Source organism: Halobacterium rubrum (assembly GCF_021729015.1).
Classification (GTDB): Archaea; Halobacteriota; Halobacteria; order Halobacteriales; family Halobacteriaceae; genus Halobacterium; species Halobacterium rubrum.
The window spans coordinates 374817-395486 of sequence record NZ_JAJQQZ010000002.1 but is presented as its reverse complement, the minus strand read 5'-3'; the positions used below and the strand labels follow the sequence as shown (position 1 = coordinate 395486).

At 68.0% G+C, this 20670-nt stretch carries 27 protein-coding genes; 14 read left to right on the top strand and 13 right to left on the bottom strand.

Features of this window, described 5'->3' with window-relative positions; all coding sequences use genetic code 11:
• Positions 1-26: 26 nt before the first annotated feature.
• The gene (locus LT971_RS09570; protein WP_237006703.1) at positions 27-1412 is read right to left on the bottom strand and encodes an ATP-grasp domain-containing protein; all 1386 of its coding nucleotides are present in this window, start codon (positions 1410-1412) and stop codon (positions 27-29) included.
• A 116-nt stretch (positions 1413-1528) separates the two neighbouring features.
• Here LT971_RS09570 and LT971_RS09565 point away from each other — a divergent pair, with 116 nt between their 5' ends.
• Positions 1529-2554 (top strand): succinylglutamate desuccinylase/aspartoacylase family protein, encoded by a 1026-nt coding sequence (locus LT971_RS09565; RefSeq protein ID WP_237006702.1) that lies wholly within the window; start codon positions 1529-1531, stop codon positions 2552-2554.
• 74 nt (positions 2555-2628) lie between these two features.
• Positions 2629-2964: a thioredoxin family protein gene (locus LT971_RS09560; protein ID WP_237006701.1), complete on the top strand. Its 336-nt coding sequence runs from the start codon at positions 2629-2631 to the stop codon at positions 2962-2964.
• Here the strand turns inward: LT971_RS09560 and LT971_RS09555 are convergent.
• On the bottom strand, positions 2961-3869 hold the full coding sequence (locus LT971_RS09555) for a methyl-accepting chemotaxis protein (protein ID WP_237006700.1): 909 nt from the start codon (positions 3867-3869) through the stop codon (positions 2961-2963). The genes LT971_RS09560 and LT971_RS09555 overlap by 4 nt on opposite strands.
• Positions 3870-4396: 527 nt before the next feature.
• On the opposite strand from LT971_RS09555, the gene LT971_RS09550 reads away from it, so the two are divergent.
• The 6 genes from LT971_RS09550 to LT971_RS09525 all read left to right on the top strand — a co-directional run bounded on the left by LT971_RS09550 (position 4397) and on the right by LT971_RS09525 (position 8634).
• A complete protein-coding gene (locus tag LT971_RS09550) occupies positions 4397-4831 on the top strand; it encodes a hypothetical protein (RefSeq protein WP_237006699.1) in 435 nt (144 codons plus the stop codon).
• A 197-nt stretch (positions 4832-5028) separates the two neighbouring features.
• Positions 5029-5526, top strand: coding sequence for a redoxin domain-containing protein (locus LT971_RS09545; RefSeq protein WP_237006698.1), 498 nt, complete (start codon positions 5029-5031; stop codon positions 5524-5526).
• Positions 5527-5603: 77 nt separating this feature from the next.
• The gene (locus LT971_RS09540) at positions 5604-6497 is read left to right on the top strand and encodes a sulfite exporter TauE/SafE family protein (protein WP_237006697.1); all 894 of its coding nucleotides are present in this window, start codon (positions 5604-5606) and stop codon (positions 6495-6497) included.
• A gap of 331 nt (positions 6498-6828) precedes the next feature.
• Complete coding sequence (locus LT971_RS09535; protein WP_237006696.1) at positions 6829-7191, top strand: winged helix-turn-helix transcriptional regulator; 363 nt, start codon at positions 6829-6831, stop codon at positions 7189-7191.
• Between the two features lie 136 nt (positions 7192-7327).
• Positions 7328-8122: an NAD(P)H-hydrate epimerase gene (locus tag LT971_RS09530; RefSeq protein WP_237006695.1), complete on the top strand. Its 795-nt coding sequence runs from the start codon at positions 7328-7330 to the stop codon at positions 8120-8122.
• Positions 8123-8277: 155 nt separating this feature from the next.
• The gene (locus LT971_RS09525) at positions 8278-8634 is read left to right on the top strand and encodes a hypothetical protein (RefSeq protein ID WP_237006694.1); all 357 of its coding nucleotides are present in this window, start codon (positions 8278-8280) and stop codon (positions 8632-8634) included.
• A gap of 48 nt (positions 8635-8682) precedes the next feature.
• On the opposite strand, the gene LT971_RS09520 is transcribed toward LT971_RS09525, so the two are convergent.
• Genes LT971_RS09520 through LT971_RS09510 form a run of 3 tightly spaced genes read right to left on the bottom strand, consistent with a single transcriptional unit; the run spans position 8683 to position 9618 of the window.
• On the bottom strand, positions 8683-9084 hold the full coding sequence (locus LT971_RS09520; protein WP_237006693.1) for a PIN domain-containing protein: 402 nt from the start codon (positions 9082-9084) through the stop codon (positions 8683-8685).
• A 4-nt stretch (positions 9085-9088) separates the two neighbouring features.
• Positions 9089-9319, bottom strand: coding sequence for an antitoxin VapB family protein (locus tag LT971_RS09515; protein ID WP_237006692.1), 231 nt, complete (start codon positions 9317-9319; stop codon positions 9089-9091).
• Positions 9320-9333: 14 nt separating this feature from the next.
• A complete protein-coding gene (locus LT971_RS09510; protein ID WP_237006691.1) occupies positions 9334-9618 on the bottom strand; it encodes a DUF7557 family protein in 285 nt (94 codons plus the stop codon).
• 127 nt (positions 9619-9745) lie between these two features.
• Between LT971_RS09510 and LT971_RS09505 the strand changes: the two genes are divergently transcribed.
• Positions 9746-10027 (top strand): ribbon-helix-helix domain-containing protein, encoded by a 282-nt coding sequence (locus tag LT971_RS09505; RefSeq protein ID WP_237006690.1) that lies wholly within the window; start codon positions 9746-9748, stop codon positions 10025-10027.
• Positions 10020-10304 carry a type II toxin-antitoxin system RelE family toxin gene (locus tag LT971_RS09500; RefSeq protein ID WP_237006689.1) on the top strand — a complete coding sequence of 95 codons (285 nt, stop codon included), beginning with the start codon at positions 10020-10022 and terminating at the stop codon, positions 10302-10304. Before LT971_RS09505 ends, LT971_RS09500 begins: the two co-directional genes overlap by 8 nt.
• Before the next feature lie 471 nt (positions 10305-10775).
• On the opposite strand, the gene LT971_RS09495 is transcribed toward LT971_RS09500, so the two are convergent.
• Positions 10776-11762, bottom strand: coding sequence for an alpha/beta fold hydrolase (locus LT971_RS09495; protein ID WP_237006688.1), 987 nt, complete (start codon positions 11760-11762; stop codon positions 10776-10778).
• 159 nt (positions 11763-11921) lie between these two features.
• Between LT971_RS09495 and LT971_RS09490 the strand changes: the two genes are divergently transcribed.
• The 3 genes from LT971_RS09490 (at position 11922) to LT971_RS09480 (ending at position 14213) form a co-directional block, all read left to right on the top strand.
• The gene (locus tag LT971_RS09490; RefSeq protein ID WP_237006687.1) at positions 11922-12404 is read left to right on the top strand and encodes a dihydrofolate reductase; all 483 of its coding nucleotides are present in this window, start codon (positions 11922-11924) and stop codon (positions 12402-12404) included.
• A 77-nt stretch (positions 12405-12481) separates the two neighbouring features.
• Complete coding sequence (locus LT971_RS09485; RefSeq protein ID WP_237006686.1) at positions 12482-13612, top strand: DUF3179 domain-containing protein; 1131 nt, start codon at positions 12482-12484, stop codon at positions 13610-13612.
• Positions 13602-14213 carry a hypothetical protein gene (locus tag LT971_RS09480; protein ID WP_237006685.1) on the top strand — a complete coding sequence of 204 codons (612 nt, stop codon included), beginning with the start codon at positions 13602-13604 and terminating at the stop codon, positions 14211-14213. The genes LT971_RS09485 and LT971_RS09480 overlap by 11 nt, the downstream gene beginning before the upstream one ends.
• Positions 14214-14233: 20 nt before the next feature.
• On the opposite strand, the gene LT971_RS09475 is transcribed toward LT971_RS09480, so the two are convergent.
• Positions 14234-15289 (bottom strand): DUF3179 domain-containing (seleno)protein, encoded by a 1056-nt coding sequence (locus LT971_RS09475; protein ID WP_237006684.1) that lies wholly within the window; start codon positions 15287-15289, stop codon positions 14234-14236.
• Between the two features lie 102 nt (positions 15290-15391).
• Here LT971_RS09475 and LT971_RS09470 point away from each other — a divergent pair, with 102 nt between their 5' ends.
• Complete coding sequence (locus LT971_RS09470) at positions 15392-15850, top strand: hypothetical protein (RefSeq protein ID WP_237006683.1); 459 nt, start codon at positions 15392-15394, stop codon at positions 15848-15850.
• A gap of 12 nt (positions 15851-15862) precedes the next feature.
• Here LT971_RS09470 and LT971_RS09465 read toward each other — a convergent pair whose 3' ends face one another.
• The 6 genes from LT971_RS09465 to LT971_RS09440 form a co-directional block, all read right to left on the bottom strand.
• Positions 15863-16903 carry an NAD(P)/FAD-dependent oxidoreductase gene (locus LT971_RS09465; RefSeq protein ID WP_237006682.1) on the bottom strand — a complete coding sequence of 347 codons (1041 nt, stop codon included), beginning with the start codon at positions 16901-16903 and terminating at the stop codon, positions 15863-15865.
• Positions 16904-17263 (bottom strand): thioredoxin, encoded by a 360-nt coding sequence (gene trxA, locus LT971_RS09460; RefSeq protein ID WP_237006681.1) that lies wholly within the window; start codon positions 17261-17263, stop codon positions 16904-16906. It lies immediately after the preceding gene.
• Between the two features lie 236 nt (positions 17264-17499).
• Positions 17500-17907 carry a helix-turn-helix domain-containing protein gene (locus LT971_RS09455; RefSeq protein ID WP_237006680.1) on the bottom strand — a complete coding sequence of 136 codons (408 nt, stop codon included), beginning with the start codon at positions 17905-17907 and terminating at the stop codon, positions 17500-17502.
• Between the two features lie 112 nt (positions 17908-18019).
• On the bottom strand, positions 18020-19057 hold the full coding sequence (locus tag LT971_RS09450; protein ID WP_237006679.1) for a sulfite exporter TauE/SafE family protein: 1038 nt from the start codon (positions 19055-19057) through the stop codon (positions 18020-18022).
• A complete protein-coding gene (locus LT971_RS09445) occupies positions 19054-19203 on the bottom strand; it encodes a DUF7512 family protein (protein WP_237006678.1) in 150 nt (49 codons plus the stop codon). Before LT971_RS09445 ends, LT971_RS09450 begins: the two co-directional genes overlap by 4 nt.
• Before the next feature lie 281 nt (positions 19204-19484).
• Positions 19485-20663 (bottom strand): inorganic phosphate transporter, encoded by a 1179-nt coding sequence (locus tag LT971_RS09440; RefSeq protein ID WP_237006677.1) that lies wholly within the window; start codon positions 20661-20663, stop codon positions 19485-19487.
• Positions 20664-20670: the final 7 nt, after the last annotated feature.

The following is a 20670-nucleotide window of genomic DNA, read 5'->3' as shown; positions in this document are numbered from 1 at the left end:
CGTCCACTGGTCCGGAATCACGGCCATCACTCCTCGACCGTCCGGCTGATGTCCAGCTTATACGATTCCAAGAGATCCCGGCCGAGCAACACGGGATAGGTCATGTCTGTGCGGTCCGCGACGCTCGCCGTGACCGTCCGCCACTCGCCGCTCACGCGCACGTCGAGGTCCACCAGCGGTCGAGTCTCCGTCCCACGTGCGGACCCCGACCGCACCGACGTCGTGCCGACCAGCGGTCCCGCCCCGACGCGGCCCGCCAGCTCGGCGTCGACGCTCGTTCGCCGGGCTCCCGAGTCGGACTTCGCGACTGCCTCCGCCGCACCGTCGCAGCCGCTGACTGCGACTCGTGTCGTGTACCCGAGTACGTCGTCCCCGCCGCCGTTGCTCTCATCGGCTGTAGGCTTGCAGTCCGGCACCGAGTCGTCGAGCGTCGACGCCAGGTCGGCGACGGCGTCAGGGTCGACGCGACCGCCACCCTGTTCGATTGCCAACTGCGCGATGTACGGTGCCACGGACACGCCGGTCGCCTCGAACAGGCCCTTGAACCCCGCAGTGACGTTCACCTCCAGGACGTACCACTCCCCGCCGTCCAGCATCAGGTCCACGCCGGCCACGTCGAGGTCGAGGACGTCCGCGGCCTCGACGGCCAATCGCCGCGGCTCGGCGCCGAGATCGTCGGTCGCGTCCTCGACGTCGCCGCCGAGCGCCACGTTCGTCCGCCAGTCCCCGTCGGGTGCGTACCGCCGCATCGCCGCCACCACCTCGCCGTCGACGACGTAGACGCGGAGGTCCGACGGCCGGTCGCGGCTCTCGTCGAGGAGCGCCTGCACGAACGACTGCTCGCCGCCGATAGTCGGACCGACAGCCTCGTCCGGGGAGACGATGGCCATCTGTCGGCCGTTCGTCCCGACTGTCTGCTTGTGCGCGGCGTCCTCGAGGTGGTCTGTCCACGCGTCGAACGTCTGTGGTGACCGGCCGAAGTACGCGTCGGGAATCGGGAGCCCCGCCGCGGCGAGCTTCGCGCCGGCGCGGAACTTGTGGAGCGCGTCCGTGACCGCTGCCGTCGCGTTCAGCGTCGGCGTCCCGTCTTCGTACAGCGCCGCGAGTTCGAGGTCCTCGAGGAGGCTGTCGCTCTTCGTGAGCAGCAGGCGGTTGACGAGGACGTCGACGGCGGGCGTACGGTGGACCGTCCCGTCCTCGATACGGGACGCCACGTTCTCGTCGCGGAGCCAGACGGGGTCGTGGCCGAGCGCTCGGACGGCGTTCAGGATCGCCTTCGTCTCCTTGCTGTTGTGGGTGCTGAGAACGCCGACCCGGACGCCGTGGCCGTCAGCTGTGGCCTCCGCTCGGTCGGTCACCTGTGCGTCGGCCGCGCGCTGTCTCGCTGTCGTGTCGGTTGGTGTGCCAGCCATGGGGACGCCTCCTGTCGACAGTCGCGACGCGCCGCCTTATCCACAGTGCGAGTGTGTAACACGGTTGCACCCTCGGTGCTGGTTTCAATGTGGCTGCCGACTGCGTTCGACACACCATGACCACCGAACCTGCGACACCCTTCACCTACGAGGGCGGCGCGGTGCAGCCGGGCGAGACCGAACAGTTCCGGTATCCCGTCAGCGAGACGTACCTCGGCGACCCGGTCCGCATCCCCGTCACCGTCATCAACGGCAGCCACGGCGGACCGACGGTGTTCCTCTCGGCGGCCATCCACGGCGACGAACTGAACGGTATCGAAGTGGTCCGCGAGGTCGCTCACGAGTGGGAGCACGAGCACATCCACGGCACCCTGGTCTGCCTGCCCGTGTTGAACGTCCAGGGGTTCGTCACCCAGCAGCGGTACTTCCCCGTCTACGACAGGGACCTCAACCGGGCGTTCCCGGGGAAGGAGGGGTCCACGAGCACGCGGCGGGTCGCCGCCACGATCTTCGAGAACTTCATCGAGCCCTGCGACTACGGCCTCGACTTCCACACCTCCACGCGTGGCCGCACCAACTTGTTCCACGTCCGCGCCGACATGGGCGACGACGAGGTCGCGCGGCTCGCGCAGGCGTTCGGGTCGAGTGTCATCATGGACGGCGAGGGCTCCGAGGGGATGTTGCGCACCGAGGCGACGAAGGCCGGCATCCCCACCATTACCATCGAGATGGGGGAAGCCCACCGGTTCGAACGGTCGTTCATCGACGACGCGCTCGCGGGCGTCCGGAGCGTCCTCGCCGAGTATGGCGTCTACCCCCAGGAGACGGTGCGCTGGCCGGGCTGGCGCACCGTTATCTCGGGCTGGGACGAGAAGACGTGGCTGCGCGCGGACGACGGCGGCATCGTGGAGATGCGATACGACCACGGCGATCTCGTCCGGGAGGACGCGGTTATCTGTCGCATCACGAATCCGTTCAAGACCGACGTCACCGAGGTGAGGGCGCCGTTCACGGGCGTGCTCGTCGGCGTGCTGGAGAACCCCGTCGTCTACCCCGGGAACCCGCTCTGTCACTTCGTCAAAGTCGACGAGCGAACGCAACAGATAATCGAGTCGCGGACAGATTCGGGCGAAGCCGAATAGGGAGTGAACGGGACGTAACTTACTCACGCAGACGTTCGCTAAGTGGTAACACGCCCCGACGTGAAGCTAGCGGTATGGCGAGTCAGCCCAACGAGACCACCAGCGGCCCAGTGGCAATCGAGACCGTCGACGAGTTCGAAACCGCCCTCGCGACCGACGACCGCGTACTCGCGTACTTCTACGCGGACTGGTGTGGCCCGTGCACCATCGCCGCACCCATCGTAGAGACAGTAGCTGCGACAGTCGAAACACCAATCCTCACCGTCGACGTGGAAGCGCTCCCAACGGTCGCCGTCGACCACAGCGTCCGGTCGATCCCCACGTTCGTCGTCTACGAGGACGGTATGGCCGCTGAACGAATGAGTGGCGTCCACGAGGCGGCGGCGCTCCGGGCGGCGCTCGAAAACTAGCGCTGTGATTCCAGGCTGTCGGCCGCGTCGGCGAGCCGACGCGCGTCCCCGCGGGCCGCTTCGAGGTCAGTCTGGAGGCCGTCGACCGTCCGCATCGCGTCCATCATCGAGTTCGCGACCTCGCTGGCGCGGTCGGCCTGGGACTGCGTGGCCGCCGCGATGTCGTCGACGCCTTCAGAGGTTCTATCGACGAACTCCTCGATGCGGCCCAGGTCCTCGATGACAGCCTGCACGTCGTCGGCCGCTTCGCTGGTCGCGCTGTTCACGGTCCCGAGGCTGTCGACCGTCTCGTCGAGTTCGCCCTGCACGTCGTCGACGATGTCCTCGATCTCGTGGGCCTGGGCCTCCGAGCGCTCTGCGAGCTCCTTGACCTCGTCGGCCACGACGGCGAATCCGTCGCCGTCTTCGCCGACGCGGGATGCCTCGATGGAGGCGTTGATCGCGAGCATGTTCGTCTGCTCGGCAATCGTGTGGATGACGTCGAGGAGCTCGGCGACTTCGGCGAACGAATCCTGGAGCGCGTCGACGTCGTCAGCCAGTTCGGCAATCGCCCCCTCGGACTGCTCGATCTGCGTGAGTGCCTTGCCCGCGGTCTCCTCAGCGTCGCGGACGACCGACTCGGTCTCGTCGCTCACCTGATTGATGTCGGCGGCGCTCCGCGACACTGAGTCGATGTCCTCGCCGAGCTCACCGAGCGTTCCAGACGTCACCGTCAGCGACGCGGAGTGGTCGTCGACGGTGTCGACGAGTGTCGAGAGACGGTCGTGGGCCCCGGGCGCCGTCTCGGCGACGGTGTCGAGTTCGTCCTCGACTGCTCGTTTGAACGCACGTAGTTCCGCCAGTTCGTCGTGGTGTGGGTCGTCTCCGGTGTCGACGCCCTCGTCGCCGACGGAGTGGCTTGCCATTGTTGTCGGGATTCTGGCGCACGCGACAATAAGTCCGTACTAACCGAACTCTCACCGGGTTACGGGACGCTACACGGCTTACCTGCGGCTCACTGCTGATTTTATGTCGAACTGACCCGACGGTCGACGTGCATGAGCGACGACCAACACGCCTGTGACTGTGGCGCGACGTTCGACACCCTCGACGAGCTGAAACAGCACGCCAAGGAGAACCACCCCGAAGCGTACGAGGAGAACTTCTCGGACTGACGAGCAGCCCGACGACTGACGGTCCCACCATCCTCGCCGCCATCCTCATCATCCGGCGCTCCCCTGCCGGGTGGGGGCGGCTCGCTGCCGATTGCCCAGCCGTTGCTGTGGGAACGCGCCGGCCCGCGTTGCCATCGGCTACCAGTTGGTTACTCCGTAACCAGTCGCTCAACGCACACTTATGCCAGTGGGTGGCCACGAAGGTAACTAGAGGTAACCCAAGCGGTTCTCCGGTGCGGAACCGAGAACCGCCGACCGGGTGCCCGGAGTACACACCAATGGTCACACTCATCGACGGCCTGGCAGGCGGCATCGTTGCGACAATCATAATGACGGCGTTCATGATGACGCTCGGAGACGACTCACCACCGCCGACGGCGGCATTCTACGCGAAGTACGTCGGGAACGGCAGCCCGGACGACTACATGCCACAGGGCATGTTCCTCCACATGATGTACGGCATCGGCGCGGGCGTCGCATTCGCCGCAATCGGCGTCGCCGGGCTTTTCCTGTTGACCCCGGTCGACCTCACGAACGGCGTCCTCAACGGGCTCGCCTACGGCTTCGTGCTGTTCGTCGGCGCCGCCGTCTTCTGGATGAACATCGTCCTCGACATGGACCCGGAACCCGCGGACGTCGCCCAGTTCCTGTTCTTCCACCTCGTCTACGGCGCCGTGCTCGGCGCCTGGGTCGGTGCCGGCGTCCTCGCGTGAGCACCCGGCACCCGGTTCGCGACCGAACCCCGGTTTCGTCGAGGTAAGTCCGTAACCGGACGGTTCGCGAACAGTAAAGCTGGGAACTTGCGCTCGTTCTCGTATGGCCCCTCGGACGACCGACCGGTCGCCGATTCCGGCACAGCACCCGCCATTACAATACCAGACCGCGGACCGTAGCCCCGGAGGTGGAGGCGGTGCTTTCTGAAGGCAGTGAGGCACCGGATTTCCAGCTCCCAGGAACCACCACGGACCCGACCGACGACGCGGTCCGCCGGCACCGCCTCGTCGACGCGCTCGAGGACGGCCCGGTCGTCCTGAGCTTCTACCTCTTCGACTTCCACCCCGCGTGTACGGACCACATGTGTTCGCTGCACGATCTCGCCTGGGTCGACCTGGAGGAGGACGTCACCGTCTTCGGCGTCTCCACGGACAAGTCGTTCAGCCACGGTGCGTTCGCCGAACGCGAGGGGCTGGCGTTCACGTTGCTCTCCGACAGCGACGGAACGGTCGCCGAGACCTACGACGTTCTCTACGACGAGTTCCGGGACCACAAGCGCGTCTCGAAGCGCTCCGTGTTCGTCATCGACACCGATCGGACCGTCCGCTACGCCTGGGCGACTGACGACCCCAGCGAACAGCCGGACTGGGGGCCCGTTCGGGAGACGCTCGCGACGCTCGGGGGCGACTTCTGAATCGGGACTCACCGGACGGTAAGCACGTAACGGCGGGGTTGGCTGAGGATTAAGCCGGTTGCCGGGAACTGTCGCGTATGCTCCAGTCGGTAGCGGCCCCGCTCGCACTCTCGGGGTTCCCCGTCGAGACGTTCCTCACGCACTGGTGGATCTTCCCCGTCTCGGTGGTGTTCTCGACAGTCGCGCTCGCGTCGGGGGTCTCCGGGGCGCTGTTCTTCAGTCCGTTCTTCATGCTGGGGGTCGGGCTGGCACCCGCACAGGCCATCGGCGCCGGCCTCCTCACCGAGGTGTTCGGGATGGGCAACGGCCTCCGGTCGTACGTTGGCCAGGGCGTCGTCGACTTCTCGACCGCGAAATATCTCCTGGCGGCCGCGCTGCCGGCGGTCGTCGTTGGCGCACTCGCCGCCCACTACGTCCCGACGACACTCCTGAAGGTCCTGTTCGGGGTCGGGTTACTCGCGCTCGGCGGCTTCCTGGTCTACTACGAGCCGACTGAGGACTGCGAGCCCGGCGAGTGCGAGGGGTCGTACCTCCGTCGGAAGAACGACGGCCGGGGCACGACGGTCGTCGAGGCCGCCGACGGCGAGCGCTTCGAGTACGACACCTGCTGGCGGCCGCCGGGCGTCGGGCTGGCGGGCGTCGGCGCGTTCGTCACGGGCCTCATCAGCGCCGGGCTCCCCGAAATCGTGACGACCCAGCTCGTCGTCCGGTGCCGCGTCCCGCCCCGGGTCGCCATCGGCACGAGCGTCTTCGTGCTCGCCATCACGGCCTCGGTCGGCGCCACGGTCCACGCGCTGTCTGCGACGCCGGTCTGGTGGGTGGTCGCGTGGTCGATTCCGGGCGTCCTCGTCGGCGGCCAGATCGGCACTCGCGTCGGCAAGTACCTGCCCAGCGACCTGATGGAGACTGGTCTCGGCGTCGTGTTCGGTCTCGTGGGCGCGCTCGTGCTCGGCGTCGAACTGCTCGCGTGACGCACGCAGGTGGCAGTTCGCCCTGGCCGCCAGCAGCGTGGCGCTTACCTCCCGCTCACGTTCTTACTACACGGTTGTCTCAGCGTTATGATACTGGGGCGCTTGGGTGACAGTGGGCACACTACCCCGTGCCTGCGAGTGTCAGAGGCGTGTCCCGGTGGCGCCTGTCGACCCCTCGCCCCGACAGCGCTCGGGGGTGTACCCCTGGCGCCACGCTCCCTCTCGGAGAGCTAATTAATTCTTTCGCGGGACTGTAGCTGCGCTCACCGACCGCTTCAGGTTGAATAGCTCCCGTTTCCGTCCTCCGGAAATGAGCTCCGACAGTCGTCCTATGCGTCGAGACGTCTCACGTATCGACGACCCGCGGCCGGACGGCGAAATCCCCGACGAGGCGTTCGACGCCGTCCGCGACGTGCTCGGGCACAAGTGGCACCTCCGCATCGTCTCCCACCTCCTCGACGCGGAGCCACTCCGGTTCAGTTCGCTGAACGACCGCATCGACGCCGTCTCGTCGAAAGTCCTCTCGGAGAGTCTGTCTCGCCTCGAAGCAGACGACGTCGTGGACCGTCGCGTCGTCTCGGACAAGCCGCTCAGTGTTGAATACACCCTCACTGAATCCGGAGCTGCGCTCCAGCCAGTGGTTGAAGCCGCCGTCGACTGGGGACTGACTCACGGGGCCACGAGCTACCGGTGATGCGTTCTGTCTATCTCCGGACAGCCACTACACAGCTCCGGACGGATGCCGACGGCACGACTCTCGACTCGGCGCCGGGCCAGCGCTCGGCTGTCGCACCAACGCTTTGGTCGCCCCGGTGGCAGTACTCGGCACGATGACAGAGAACAGCCGCTGCCCGGACGGCACACCCCGGTTCTACACGGAATCAGGCACCCGAGTCCCAGTCGTCACCGCGACCGAGATGCGTGCCGTCGACCGGGTCGCGGTCGAAGATCTCGGGCTCCAGTTGCTCCAGATGATGGAGAACGCCGGGCGCGGGCTGGCGGCCGTCGTCCACCGGCAGTCTCCGAGTGGTGCCGTCGTGGTGGCCGGAAACGGTGGGAACGGCGGTGGCGGGATGGCTAGTGCCCGCCACCTCGCGAACCACGGCGTGGAGGTGCGCGTGGTCCTCGATAGGGAGCCCGCCTCGCTGTCGGGCGCCGCAGCGGTCCAGCACCGGATCCTCGACGAGATGGGCGTTCCCGTGGCTGTCGCGTCAGCCGAACGCTCCGGGAGTGTCCTCGGTGACGTGGACAGGTCTACGCTCGTCGTCGATTCGCTCGTCGGGTACGGGCTCGACGGTGCGCTCCGTGAGCCGGCGGCCGCTATCGTGGACCGGGTCAACGATATCGACGCCTCGGTGGTGTCTCTCGACGTGCCATCTGGTATCGACGCGACGACTGGGGAACAACTGGGCGTCGCTGTCGACCCGGACGTCGTAGTGACGCTCGCTCTCCCGAAAACCGGGCTCGCGTCGTCGTGGCTTCACGAATCGCCGGGAGCAGACGTCTTGCTGCTCGACATCGGCATCCCGGCGACAGTCTTCGAACGAGTCGGCGTCGAGTACCAGTCCCCGTTCGTGGGTGGTGTCGGTGATACTGTGGCGCTCTCCGCCGAATGGGAGTCGTGACCCGTCCCCGGCTGAGGTTCGAACACCGGTTCGGGCGGCTCAAAAGCCGATGCATTGGTGCCGGCTTTGGAACAGTACTGGCCGTCTCGGCGAAAGGAGCGAGAACGGCCACGACGATTGGTTACTTAAGGTAACCTCGCGTTGTGTGGAGTACAATGGCGAAGGCAGCAGTCATCATCCTGGCAGGCACGGACGGACACGAGAACCTCGGCCGCCTCGCAAACGGGCTGGAAGCAGCCAAGGAGTTCGCGGAGAACCCCGAGGACGACGTCGAGCTGATCTTCGACGGCGCCGGCACCCAGTGGATTCCGGAACTCGAAGACGAGGACAGCGACTACCACGAACTCTACCAAGCCGTCAAGGACGACACGTCGGCCTGTGACTTCTGTTCGGGTGCCTTTGGCGTCGAGGACGCCGTCGCCGACTCAGGTGTCGACGTCCTCGACGACCACGACGGCCACCCGAGCGTCAGGTCGCTCGTCGACGACGAGTACGAGATCATCACCTTCTGAGGCGGATCCCCTGACCCCGCCCGTTTCGGTCGGGGCTATGTCGACGCGCTACTCTTCGAAGGTCTCGACGGTGAGTCTCTCGACCGAGTGGAAGTCCTCGTCTGCAGTCAACACCGCTTCGTTGTAGGTGAGACCGGTGGCGGCGATGGCGGCGTCGTGGGAGCCGAGGTTCGGCTTGTCGTCGGCCGCTCTATGTTCGCCCTGGAGGACGCCAGCGCGGCGCGCGATGTTCTCGTCGAGCGGGACGACCGGCTTGTTCGCGAGGAGTCGCTCGTAGTCGCGGCTGTTCTGGTGGCTGTTGTCGCCGTAGCCGACGCTCAGGTAGAGTTCCTGCACGACGACGGTCGGGATGCGTGCCGGGACTTGGTCCGCCTCCAGCGCCGCTGCTGCTTCGAGAGCGTTCTGGTCGCCGGCCCGCAGCGAGATGCAGAAACTGGTGTCGAGAATCATCCAGCTACTGCTCCAGGAGATTCTGCACGTCGTGCTCGTCCTCCTCGTCGCTGGCCTCGACGAGCGCGCGGTGCTCGTCGGCGTCGTAGTCGTCGGGAGCGTCTTCTGCGAAGTCCAAGAGCGTGTAGTCGCTGGTCAGTCGGTCGATGACGTCCGAGAACGACTCGCCCTCCCGCTTGTGGGCCTCCAGTCGCTCGTAGAGGTCGTCGTCGACTCGGATGTGTCTCGTCCCCATGTTGTTAACGTCTGTTAACGAGATGCTTCAGTCTTGTGCCAGTACGGAGAACCGTCGTTCCGCAGAATCGCTCTACCTGCGTGATGGAGAGTCGAGGAACGTTGCGATCTGAAGCGCTCCCGGGAGCGCTCGACGGCGTCGCGAGCGCGGTCAGCGTCGTTCTCGGCCCACGCGCCGACGTTAATCGGCTCTGCGTCGTCGGCGAGCCGGCTGAGGAACTCGTCCCTCGTCTCGCCGTCGCGTTTGAGCCACGTGAGCTTGCGCTTGGTTTCGTCGCTGACGCGGATGCTCGTACTCACGGTTTGCTGGATAATGCGACGGCTCTGATTCTGAATCGGCCGGAACGAAGCGCCGCGAGCGCATCAGGAGGTTCGGGCGTCGAAGTCGGCGAAACGGTTAACAGTATCACTCACGTATTACGTCCGTATGTCTGAAGCTTCTACGGGGGGCGAGGAGGAAGACGAGATTGTCACGGTGAATTTCAAAACCACGCAGTCATTCCTCACCGAGATCGACGAGGCCTGGCAAGGTCGCGGTTTCAACAGTCGGAGCGAGTTCATTCGGTACACGCTCCGAGATGCAGTCGAGAACCCGACGTTCGACCGTGATGAGCTCATCGCACTGCTCGCCGCCGAGGAAGACAGCCGCAAGGGCAAGACGATGGATGCCGAACAAGCGCGTGAGACGTTCGGAACAAGCGATGAGTGACGAGGAGTGGACATGGGAACTCTCCTCGACCGCGCGGACCGACCTTGACGCATTCTCCCCCGAGGAGCAGGAACGGATCCTCGACAAACTTGATGAAATCGTCACCTCCCCGTGGCGCGACCCGCCGGACTACGGCGAGCCACTGCAAAACAGTCCCCACAAAAAAATCCGAGTTGGCGGATTTCGACTCGCCGTGACATTCCGACAGAGCGAAACGCGGCTCGTCATTGCCCGAATCAAGCGTCGTGGGGGCGCATATACAGCAGACGACGACTGATCAGAGCCATTGGAACGTGCGTTCCCGATGTTTATTCGCAGTGATACATCTCGGTCTGGTCGCTGGGTTGGGGTCGGTCGCTATCGAGATACATCATATAAGCGACAGACTGGAATTCAAATCACGCAGTACAGCTCCTAAGCGGCATTAGAATCGCTTGCTAGCGGGATGGGACTTTCTGGATTGGCGCCGCCAGGGCCCATCCACTCCCTCGACGGTTCTTCCTCACATCGAAAAACGGGTAGAAGCACCGCCACCCGTCGACGAATCGACTCCCGGGTTATCGAAATCCGTTACCGGGCGGTGTTTCGACCAGCCAGCCGAGAAGCGTAATCTCGACCACGCCCGAGAGGACGAGGCAGAGGGAGAAACAGACCCGGAGCAGGTGGCGTCAGGGCCGCCGGATTCGGTGGGCGCGGTCAGGCGGTCGTTCTGGTCGACGAGGGGCGGTGTCGCCGTTTCGCGTCGTCGCTATGAGCCCGGCTCTTCGTCGACGCGCTCGGGGCCGTCTTCGCCGTCGGTCTGTTCCGCCGCTCCCGTCGAGTGCATCGCTCGTTCGAGGAATGCGTCGGGACGCTCGACGTGGGGCTGGACGTCCGAGTCGTCGAAGACCTCTAGCTGTGCGTCCGCCGCTTCGGCGAGTTCCCGGCCGTCTTCGAGCGGCGAGATGGTGGCTTCCCGGCCCCACGCCAGCGTCACTGGGACGTCGAGGTCGGCCAGCGTCGCGCCGAGGTCCGTGTCGACGTCGAGGAAGCCGCCGAAGAACGAGGCGGCGGCGAACCGGGCGCCGGGCTGGTGGGTGGTCTGCCAGTGGTAGTCGACGACATCGTCGGTGACGACGTCGGTGTCGTCGTAGCCGTGGTCCGCGTTGAAGTACCGGATGGCGCGCTTGCTCGTCGCGAGATTGAACAGCGCGGTTCCGAGCAGCGGCGTCCGGACGAGCGACCGGACGAGCGGCCGTTTGCCGGGGAAGCTGGTCGCGGTGGGGGAGATCAGGACGAGTTCGGCGGCCGGCGCGCCGTCCGCGACGGATTCGGCCGCGTAGGCGCCCGAGTGCGACGACGCGACGACGGTCGGGTCGTCGGCAACGTCCCGGAGGAAGTCGCCGACGAACGTCGTGTAGTGGTCGGCCGTGTACTGGATGGGCGGCCGGTCGGAGCGACCGAACCCCGGCAGGTCGGGTGCGACGACGTGGTAGTCGTCCGCGAGCGCGTCGGAGACGTGCCGGAACTCGAAGCTGGACCCGGCGGCGTTCAGCCCGTGCAGCAACACGAGGTCGGGGTCTACTGGGTCGCCGGCCTCGGTGTACGCGACGTCGAACCCGCGCCAGCGGTACGTCGCCTCGCGACCGTCCAGCGGCGCTTCGAGGTCGCCCGCTCGCCACGCGAGCAGCCTGTTCGCGGCGGCGAGGACGCCAGTCCCTGCGAGCACTGAACCGACGACGGACCGGAGTTTCATACCGCAGTAGAGGGACGCTGTGGGCTTATCACTTGCTGCCAGCCCGGCGTCAGGTCTCGCCGAGTAGACCCACTGCTGTCAGCGCTCCGGGGGTCGGGGTGGAGCGCGCGCCGGCGTGGCACTCGAACCGTTATCAGCCTCCGCGTCCAACTGGCGGCCATGGAACTGACGTCCGTCGCCGCGCTCGCCGAGAACCGCGTCATCGGGCGGGACGGCGAGCTGCCGTGGCGGAGCATCGAGGCGGACAAGCGGCAGTACCGCGAGCGAATCGCCGACGACCCGGTGATTCTGGGCCGGGTGACCTTCGAGTCGATGCTGGACGACCTCCCGGGCAGCGCGCAGGTCGTGCTCAGCCGGTCACAGCGAGAGTTCGACGTGGAGACGGCCCACCACGCGTCGGGCGTGGAGGACGCAGTCGACGTGGTCGGGTCGCTGGGCGCGGACCGCGCGTTCGTCATCGGCGGCGCCGGCGTCTACGAGCTCTTCCAGCCGCACGTGGACCGGATGGTGCTCAGCAGGGTCCACGGCGAGTACGACGGCGACACGTACTTCCCCGACTGGGACCGCGACAGCTGGCGACTCGCCGACAGCGAGGCGTTCGACCGGTTCACGCTCGAGGAGTGGGTGCGAGACCCGTCGTGACCGGCGGCTGAGGGGCGACCCGGGAGTTACCTCGCGGTTATCGAGTGCTTTTGCCCGTCCGAGACATACGTTACCACATGAGACGGCGCACAACCCGGCGGGCGGTTCTCGCGGGATTCGGCGCCGGCGTCGCTGGAGCCGCCGGCTGCCTCGGGCGCGGGCCGGCGGCCGGCGGCTCCGGGTCGACTTCGACGGAGTCGACACCGACGACGTCGACCGGTCGGGCTGGGCCGCCGACCAGCGACGCCGCGCTCCCACTGCCGTCGTCACCCGCGTCGATTCGGGAGCAGGCGGTGTCGGGCGGTCCACCGAAAGACGGCATTCCCTCCATCGACGACCCTGCCTTCGAGAGTGCCGACGAGGCCGCGGGCCGATTCGACCCCGGCGACCCGGTGTTCGGTCTCACGAGGGGCGGCGAGGCGCGGGCGTACCCCCAGTCGATTCTCGTCTCCCACGAGATCTGCAACGACGTCGTCGCGGGGGAGCCCGTGAGCGTCACGTACTGTCCGCTGACCGGCACCGCGATGGGCTTCGAGCGCGGCGACACGACGTTCGGCGTCTCCGGCCGGCTCGTCAACAACAACCTCATCATGTACGACCGGGCCACGGAGACGTGGTGGCCGCAGGTGCTTGCCACCGCCGTCCCCGGCCCGTGGAACGAGGAGCCCGAAACCCGGTCGCTGGCGGAGTTCCGGGTCGTCTGGACGACGTGGGAGCGCTGGTCGTCGACACACCCGGACACGACCGTGCTCTCCCGGGACACCGGATTCGCGAAGAACTACGACCGCGACCCGTACGGCTCGTACAACCCCCGTCGGGGGTACTACGCGCCCGAGTCGTCGCCGATGTTCGCGTCGCTGTCCGACGACGACACCCTGCCGCCGAAGGCCGTCGTGCTGGGCGCCCGGACGCCGGAGGGCGCGGTCGCGTTCGGGAAGGACCGACTGCGGGACGACCGCCTCGTCGCCGGTGACCTCGCCGGAACGCCCGTGCTGGCCGTCTACGACGACGCCCTGGACACCGGCTACGTGTACCGGAACCCCGACGAGCGCGACTTCGAGTACGACGCCGACGACGGAACGGTCGAGGGCCCGGAAGGCGAGGTCCACGACCCGGATTCGCTCCCGCTTGACCGCGTGCTGGCGTTCGACGCGATGTGGTTCGCGTGGATCGGTTTCTACCCGGACACCGAACGCTATGTCCAGTAGCGCTGCGACGCCGACGGCGACCCGCGACGGGCCGGGCGTGCTCGCCCGGACGCGCGCCGCGCTCGGCGTCCTCGGTCGCCGGTGGGACGCCCGGGCGGTGTTCGCCCTGGCGGCCGTCGGCTACTTCCTCGTCTACCTCGCCACCGTCGGCGACCTCTCGGTCGCCACCGGCAGCAGCAGCGGTCCGCTGTCGGTCCGGGTCGCCGACGACCTCTCCCGGGCGGTGGCGAGCCTCGGGTTCTTCCGGTTCGGCGCCGTCGCCGTCGTCGCCGCCGGCCCGGTCACCTACCTGTTCTCGCCGCTGAACGCCGCGCTCGCCGCCGTCCTCTCGGTGCTCGTCGGCGCGAACTTCGCGCTGACGTACCTCGGACTCGTCCAGCCGCGGGCCTGCGGGCTGGAGAGCTCCACCGGCGTCCTCGCCGGGATTCCGGCGCTGCTCTCCGGCGCGGCCTGCTGTGGACCGACGATTCTGCTCGTCGTCGGCGTGCAGGCCAGCGCCACCGTCATCACCGGCTTCCAGTATCTCGTCCCCGTCGCCGTCGCGATGCTCGTCGGGTCGCTGCTGCTCGTCGGCCGCGAGGTCGACCCCGAACTGCTGTAGGTTCGGGGCCGCCTGCGGTGTTACGTCGGGTCGTAGAAGCTGTCTGGGCCGTGGTCGTCCTGCCACGCGAACGCGAACAGCCGCCGGGACGGCACGCGGTCGAGGCGCCGGCCGTCGCTCGCTCGCCCGGTCGCCGGGTTCCAGACGGCACCGTCGCCGTCGAACCCGGCCGCGTCGTCGTCGTCGCCCTCCTCGCTCTCACGTCCGCCCCCGTCGCCGTCGCTCGACGCGAACGCGATTCCGGGGTCGGCGTAGGCGTGGACGCCAGCGGACTCGGTGGCGAACACGACGACGTCCTCGCCGCCGACGGTCGCGCGGACGACGCCGCCGGCGTCCCGGACGCGTGCCATCGGGAAGCCGACGGCGTCGTCGCCGAGTTCGACGCCGAGAACGACGCTCTTCGGGTCGAGGTCGTCGCTGCGGTCCCAGTCTCGCTCGCCGCTGCCGCTCCCCCGGTGGACGGCCAGCCCGAACCCCTCCCCGGTGACGTAGTCGTTGTAGGGGGCGTCGTCGTAGTCGATCGGCTCCGGGTCGTCGCCGTCGCCCGCGGCCTCGCTCTGGCCGCCCGGCGGCTGGAGCACGACGCCCTCCGGGTGAGCGTTCCGGAACTCCCGGTAGGAGACCATCGACGCCGGCCGGACCGACAGCGACGCCCCCTCGAGGTCGCCGGCGATGCACTCGCCGCTGGACTGCTTCCACTCGCTGCCCGTCTCCCGGTCGTACATGACGAGATCGTCGTCGGCGAGCTTCCCCGACACCCCGAACTCCAGCACGCGGTCCTCGCTGTCGTCGTCGACCTCGCGGTCGTAGACGACGGCGCTCCCGCAGAGCGGACACCACGTCACGGCCACCGGGTCCGCGGCGCCGCTCTCGCCGCCGGACTCGCCCGGCGCGACGCCGATGTCGTCGTTGACGATCTCGTGGTAGTTCAGGTACCGCGTCGGGTACGCGCGGGCCCCGGACGCAGCCTCGACGACCACGACCGTGTCCGCGGCGCCGCCGTCGTACTGCTGGCCGAACGTCGGGTCGTCGACGCTCGGAATCGCGTCCCGGGGAATGACCTGTCGAACGTGCACGCGTCACGATACCGGCTTCCGGACTTAATACCACTCGCTGCCGTGTCGGTTCGACCAGCTACCACCCCGGAGTATTTGGTGTGTCGGCGGACAGGCGTCGATATGGTCTCGAACACGCGCCTGTACGGCGCTGCCATCGCGTTCGCGTCCGGCCTGTACTCGCTGTGGAGCGCGACGACCGCGTCCCGGATGGCCGCCAGTGGCTGGCTGATGAGCGTGCTCGGCGTCGTCGTCGTCGCCCACGGCGCCGTCCTCCTGACCGGGTACGCCGACCGGCTCGGAAGCGCCAGCGGCCCCCTGATGGTCGCGTACGCCGCCGTGATGCTGCTGAATCAGGCGCTGCTGGGGGCCGGGCTGCTGGCCGACGGCAGCGGGTCGGGGATGTCCGACGGTTCGGGAATGACCGGCGGTATGGGGTCCGGGGGCGGCATGGGCGGCAGCACGGCGACCGCCGGCATGGGGTGGGACGCCGGAATGGTCGCGCTAGCTGCGCTCATGCTCGTCAGCGGCGTCGTCATGACGCGGAGCGCGGGGTCGAGAACGAGTGAGAGCGGGATGTAGGGCCCGTGGGGGTCAGGCCATCGGGGCTTCGGTCGCCTGCTGTTCGCTGCCCTCGCGGTCGAGGGATTCGAGGTAGGTTTCGGCGTCGAGAGCGGCCATGCTGCCGGTGCCGGCCGACGTGATGGCCTGCCGGTACCGGGGGTCGGCGACGTCGCCCGCGGCGAACACGCCGTCGACGGCCGTCCGGGCGGTCGGCCGGCCGTTCTCGTCGCGTTCGGTGTGGAGGTAGCCGTCGTCGTCGCGCTCCACGCCGGTGCCGTCGAGGAAGCCCGTGTTGGGCGTGTGGCCGACGGCGTAGAAGACGCCGCCGACGTCGACGGTCTCCGTCTCGACGTCGACTCCGTTCGCGGCCTTCTCGCGGGGGTGGCCGTCGGGGTGACAGACGAGCGTCGCGTCCGTCACGCCCGTCTCCTGGGAGCCGTGGATGGCGTCCAGCTCGGTGTTCCACCGGAAGTCGACGGCGTCGTGGTCGCGGGCGCGGTCGGCCATGATCTCGGACGCACGCAGCTCCTCGCGCCGGTGGACGACGGTGACGCTGTCGGCGAACTTCGCGAGGAACAGCGCCTCCTCCATCGCGCTGTCGCCGCCGCCGACGACCAGCACGTCGTCGCCGCGGTGGAACGCGCCGTCGCAGGTCGCGCACGTCGAGAGGCCGTGGCCCATCAGTTCGTCCTCGTTCTCGGCGCCGACCCAGCGCGCGCTGGCGCCGGTGGCGACGACGAGCGCGCGCGTCCGGAGCGTCTCACCGTCGGCGAGCTCGAGAGCGAACGGCTGCCCGCCGTCGAGGTCGGCGGCCACGATGCGGCCGTGGCGGAACTCGGCGCCGAACTCGCGGGCCTGGTCTTTGCCGCGCTGGACGAGCTCCATGCCGCCGACGCCCTCGGGGAACCCGAGGAAGTTCTCGACGTCGGTGGTCAGGGTGAGCTGGCCGCCGGGTTCGTCGCCCTCGAGGACGAGCGGGTCGAGGTCGGCGCGCGCGGCGTAGACGGCCGCGGAGAGGCCGGCGACGCCCGACCCGGCGACCACGAGGTCTCGGACTGTCTCGCCGGACATCTACTCCGTGTACTGGCCGACGAGCGACCGCAACTGGTCCTCGCGCTGGACGCCGACGATCTCCTCGACCTGTTCGCCGTCGCTGAACAGGACGAGGGTGGGGACGCCGCGGACGCCGTACTCGGCGGCCAGCGGCTGGTTGGCGTCGACGTCGACTTTGGCGACGGCGGCGTCGGTCTCGGCGGCGATGGTCTCGACGACCGGTTCGAGCATCTGGCAGGGACCACACCAGTCCGCGTAGAAGTCGACGAGCACGACGTCGTGGTCGTCGACGGCGGCGTCGAGGGCAGCGGTGCCGTCGACGTGGACGGGTTCGGTGGGGGTCGGTGCGGTCGCGTCGGCTGCGGTGTCAGTTGACATCGACTCGACGTAGGCACCAGCGGTAATTAAGGGTTTTGGGAAAACTACACAATACTACTAGGCGGGCGTCGAGTGCTCATGGCGACCACGGCAACGGCTGGTCTGGGGAACGTGACCCCTCGACACTCGCGTGAGGAAATGGGTACCAGAGAGAGACCGCAGGAGAGACGGCGGGCGGGAGTGCGAACTCGAGCGCGAGAGCGCCGGAGCACGGAACGACGCCGCGGCCGGCCGGCTCAGTCCCCGACCGGAGGGGCGCTGGCGTCCTGCTCGCCCTCGTACTTCGTTTCGAACTCCTGGATGAGCTGCCCCATCTTTGCGTACCAGTCGTTGAGGAGTCGCTGCATGTTGTCGGCGATTTCGGCGGGGTCGGTCGGCTTGTAGACGTGGTAGTAGCCGCCCTGGTCGTAGTTGACCTGCTCTTTCTGGATGAAGCCGGCCGTGAGGAGTCGCTGGACCGCGCGGTAGGCGGTCGAGCGCTCGCGGTCGACGTGGTCGGCGATCTCGTCGACCGTCAGCGGCTCTCCGGTGCCGACGAGTGTCTGGAAGACCTCGCGGTCGAGCTGTTTGAGCCCGTGGAAGCACTCGAGGAGCCCCTCGCACTCCATGTCCCGCCGGAGCTGTTCGGACATCGAATCTGGCATCGTTATCGGGTGTGCGTACGCACCTCGCCGGTAAAAGACTTGTGTAGATTCCGTACAATTCCACGGGCGTGGGACGACCGACCACCGAATTCGGTTGGCCGGTGGCGGCCCGTCAGTCCGCGGTGCTGGGCGTCGGCGACGACTCCTCCTCGCGGAGCGCGCGAATCGAACTCACGACCACGGCGCCGGCGACCAGCGCCGCCGCGCCGAGGATGATGACCAGCGACACCTGCCGGAGCACCGGGATATCCGCGAAGTTCCCGATCTTCCGGACGGCGACGGCGAGCGCGCCGAGCAGCAACATCACGCCGAAGTACACCTTGATCTCGTCCTCGTCGACGATGCTGGTGGCGGCGGCGCCGACCCGCGCGCCGAGCGCGCTACCGGCGAGCAGCGGTGCCACGATGGAGAGGTCGACGGCGCCGTCCATGGCGTACAGGAAGCTCCCGATGCCGCCCGAGAACACGATCTCGAACAGGTCGGTGCCGACGGCGATGGGGACCGGGACGCCGATGAGGTAGAACAGCGCGGGCATGCGGATGAAACCGCCGCCGACGCCGAGGAACCCCGACAGCAGGCCCGTGGCGAACGCCACCGCCAGAATCATCCACAGCGAGACGGTGATGCCGCCCTGCAGGCTAATCATCGGTGGCACGCGGTAGGACTGGATAGTCTTCGCGATGTCGGGGACGTCGTCGGCGTCGACCTCGCCGTCGGCGTCGTGTTCGAGGCCGCCGCCGCCGTCGCCCTTCGTCGCCTGGTAGGTGATGAACGCCCCGATACCGCCGAGCAGGCCGACGTAGATGACGCTGACGACGGTGTCGGCCAGCCCGATGGACTGGAGGTAGTGCAGGCCGATCTTCCCGACTTCGATGCCGGCCGTGGTGCCGGCGATCATCAGCACGCCGAGTTTGTAGTCGACCTGCCCGAGGTCGCGGTGTTTCAGGGTCGCGATGACGGACGTGGCGAACACGAATGCGAGCCCTGAGGCCACGGCGACGTCGGTCTCGTAGCCCATCACCATCAGCGCGGGCGTGACGAGGAACGACCCGCCCATCCCGAAGAAGCCAAAGAGGAGGCCGACGAGCAGTCCGAACCCCGTGAACAGGGCGAGGGTGGTGGCGGCGACGCCGAACAGCTCCGCGGTCATCGGCCGCTCACCGCGTCGACGAGCGCGGGGCCGAGGAACCGCTCGAGCCCGCCGTAGACGACGTACAGTACGATTGCTTCGAGCAGGACGAGTCCAACGACGGTCGCGGCGCCGGTCACGCCGGTCGCGTTACCGAGTTCGAGCACTGACTGTCACCTCCTGCGGTATTGCGTGAGTCATGAATTTCTACTCGACTCCGGCTAACTGGCTACGCTATTTAATGGTTTTGGGATTGTAGTACAATACTATCTGGTGCAGTACTCCATACGTTACGAGCAACGTACACGGCCCACGGTGCGGACACGACCGCACGAAAGCGACGGACAGCGCCACCGCTCAGGGGCGGTCTGCGGTGCCAGCGCGCGCACGGGACCGGGCCCGTCCGAACGCGAACGGAAGTCGGTAGCTGTGTGAGAACCAGACAGAGTTACAGCGCGAGCGCCGCGACGCCGTACCCGAGCACGAACGCGAGTACGAACGACCCCGCCCACGCGCCGACGGTGAGCCCGACCTTGCGAGCGCTCACGGCATCGCCGCCGCCGACGGCGGCGCCGGCGCCGATGATGGCGCTCACCACGATTTCGTTGAACGAGACGGGCACGCCCAGCAGGACGGCGACCTGCGCGACGAGAAACGACGGCACGAGCGCGGCGATCGAGCGCCGCGGCCCCAGCGAGGAGTAGTCCTGGGCCAGCGACTTGATCATCCGCGGCGCACCGGTCCACGAGCCGACCAGCATCCCGAACCCGCCGCCGACCAGCACCGCCGTCAGGGACGCCACGCCGCCGACGTCGTCGAGGATGGGCAACAGCGGTCCGACAGCCAGCCCGACCTGACTGCCGCCAGCGGAGAACGCCACCAGCGACCCCATCGTCAGTAGCACCCGCCGCAGTCCGCCCCGCAAGTCGCGGCCGACGTCCCAGGAGACGACGGCGGCGACGGTGCCCGCCACGGCCACCGAGACGAGGACTGCCGCGAGCAGGCCGTCGACCGGGAGCGCTCGTGTCGCCACTCCGGCGACCGAGTCCGGCGTGCTGCCGGGGCCGAGGTACGCGAACTCGACGTTGGCGAGGACGGCGCCGACCAGTCCCGCGAGCAGCGCGACGCTGTACCGCTCCGGGACGTCCGTCCGGGGGAGCACGCTCGCGATGGCGTACGCGATGCCGCCGCCGACGAACGGTGTCGCCACCCAGACGGCGGCGATCTGCTGGTACTTCCCCCAGACCGGCGTCCCGCCGAGCGCGAGGCCGACGCCGACGACCGACCCCGTGACGGTGAACGCCGTCGCTATCGGGTAGCCGGTCACGATGCCGACGGCCATCAGCCCGGCGCCGACGAACAGCACGAGAATCACGCCGGTCGCGGGGAGGCTGACGCCGCCGACGAGGCCGCTGCCGACGGCTTCCGAGACGTTTGCGCCCTGCACGACGGCGCCGGCGAAGCCGAAGACGCCGACGACGAACGCCGCCCGCATCGTCGAGACGGCGTTGGCACCGACGGCGGGCGCGAACGGCGTCGCGCCGCTGGACCCGGCGCCGATGACCCACGCCATGAACAGGCTAGCGAGACCGGCGACGACGAACAGAGCGAGTGTGGAGGGCTCCATCAGTAGG

Bases quoted from the DNA above. Each gene is read 5' to 3' on its own strand.
- LT971_RS09570 (WP_237006703.1), bottom strand. From the start codon at position 1,412: ATGGCTGGCACACCAACCGACACGACAGCGAGACAGCGCGCGGCCGAC.
- LT971_RS09565 (WP_237006702.1), top strand. From the start codon at position 1,529: ATGACCACCGAACCTGCGACACCCTTCACCTACGAGGGCGGCGCGGTG.
- LT971_RS09560 (WP_237006701.1), top strand. From the start codon at position 2,629: ATGGCGAGTCAGCCCAACGAGACCACCAGCGGCCCAGTGGCAATCGAG.
- LT971_RS09555 (WP_237006700.1), bottom strand. From the start codon at position 3,869: ATGGCAAGCCACTCCGTCGGCGACGAGGGCGTCGACACCGGAGACGAC.
- LT971_RS09550 (WP_237006699.1), top strand. From the start codon at position 4,397: ATGGTCACACTCATCGACGGCCTGGCAGGCGGCATCGTTGCGACAATC.
- LT971_RS09540 (WP_237006697.1), top strand. From the start codon at position 5,604: ATGCTCCAGTCGGTAGCGGCCCCGCTCGCACTCTCGGGGTTCCCCGTC.
- LT971_RS09535 (WP_237006696.1), top strand. From the start codon at position 6,829: ATGCGTCGAGACGTCTCACGTATCGACGACCCGCGGCCGGACGGCGAA.
- LT971_RS09530 (WP_237006695.1), top strand. From the start codon at position 7,328: ATGACAGAGAACAGCCGCTGCCCGGACGGCACACCCCGGTTCTACACG.
- LT971_RS09525 (WP_237006694.1), top strand. From the start codon at position 8,278: ATGGCGAAGGCAGCAGTCATCATCCTGGCAGGCACGGACGGACACGAG.
- LT971_RS09520 (WP_237006693.1), bottom strand. From the start codon at position 9,084: ATGATTCTCGACACCAGTTTCTGCATCTCGCTGCGGGCCGGCGACCAG.
- LT971_RS09515 (WP_237006692.1), bottom strand. From the start codon at position 9,319: ATGGGGACGAGACACATCCGAGTCGACGACGACCTCTACGAGCGACTG.
- LT971_RS09505 (WP_237006690.1), top strand. From the start codon at position 9,746: ATGTCTGAAGCTTCTACGGGGGGCGAGGAGGAAGACGAGATTGTCACG.
- LT971_RS09500 (WP_237006689.1), top strand. From the start codon at position 10,020: ATGAGTGACGAGGAGTGGACATGGGAACTCTCCTCGACCGCGCGGACC.
- LT971_RS09495 (WP_237006688.1), bottom strand. From the start codon at position 11,762: ATGAAACTCCGGTCCGTCGTCGGTTCAGTGCTCGCAGGGACTGGCGTC.
- LT971_RS09490 (WP_237006687.1), top strand. From the start codon at position 11,922: ATGGAACTGACGTCCGTCGCCGCGCTCGCCGAGAACCGCGTCATCGGG.
- LT971_RS09485 (WP_237006686.1), top strand. From the start codon at position 12,482: ATGAGACGGCGCACAACCCGGCGGGCGGTTCTCGCGGGATTCGGCGCC.
- LT971_RS09480 (WP_237006685.1), top strand. From the start codon at position 13,602: ATGTCCAGTAGCGCTGCGACGCCGACGGCGACCCGCGACGGGCCGGGC.
- LT971_RS09470 (WP_237006683.1), top strand. From the start codon at position 15,392: ATGGTCTCGAACACGCGCCTGTACGGCGCTGCCATCGCGTTCGCGTCC.
- LT971_RS09465 (WP_237006682.1), bottom strand. From the start codon at position 16,903: ATGTCCGGCGAGACAGTCCGAGACCTCGTGGTCGCCGGGTCGGGCGTC.
- trxA (WP_237006681.1), bottom strand. From the start codon at position 17,263: ATGTCAACTGACACCGCAGCCGACGCGACCGCACCGACCCCCACCGAA.
- LT971_RS09455 (WP_237006680.1), bottom strand. From the start codon at position 17,907: ATGCCAGATTCGATGTCCGAACAGCTCCGGCGGGACATGGAGTGCGAG.
- LT971_RS09450 (WP_237006679.1), bottom strand. From the start codon at position 19,057: ATGACCGCGGAGCTGTTCGGCGTCGCCGCCACCACCCTCGCCCTGTTC.
- LT971_RS09440 (WP_237006677.1), bottom strand. From the start codon at position 20,663: ATGGAGCCCTCCACACTCGCTCTGTTCGTCGTCGCCGGTCTCGCTAGC.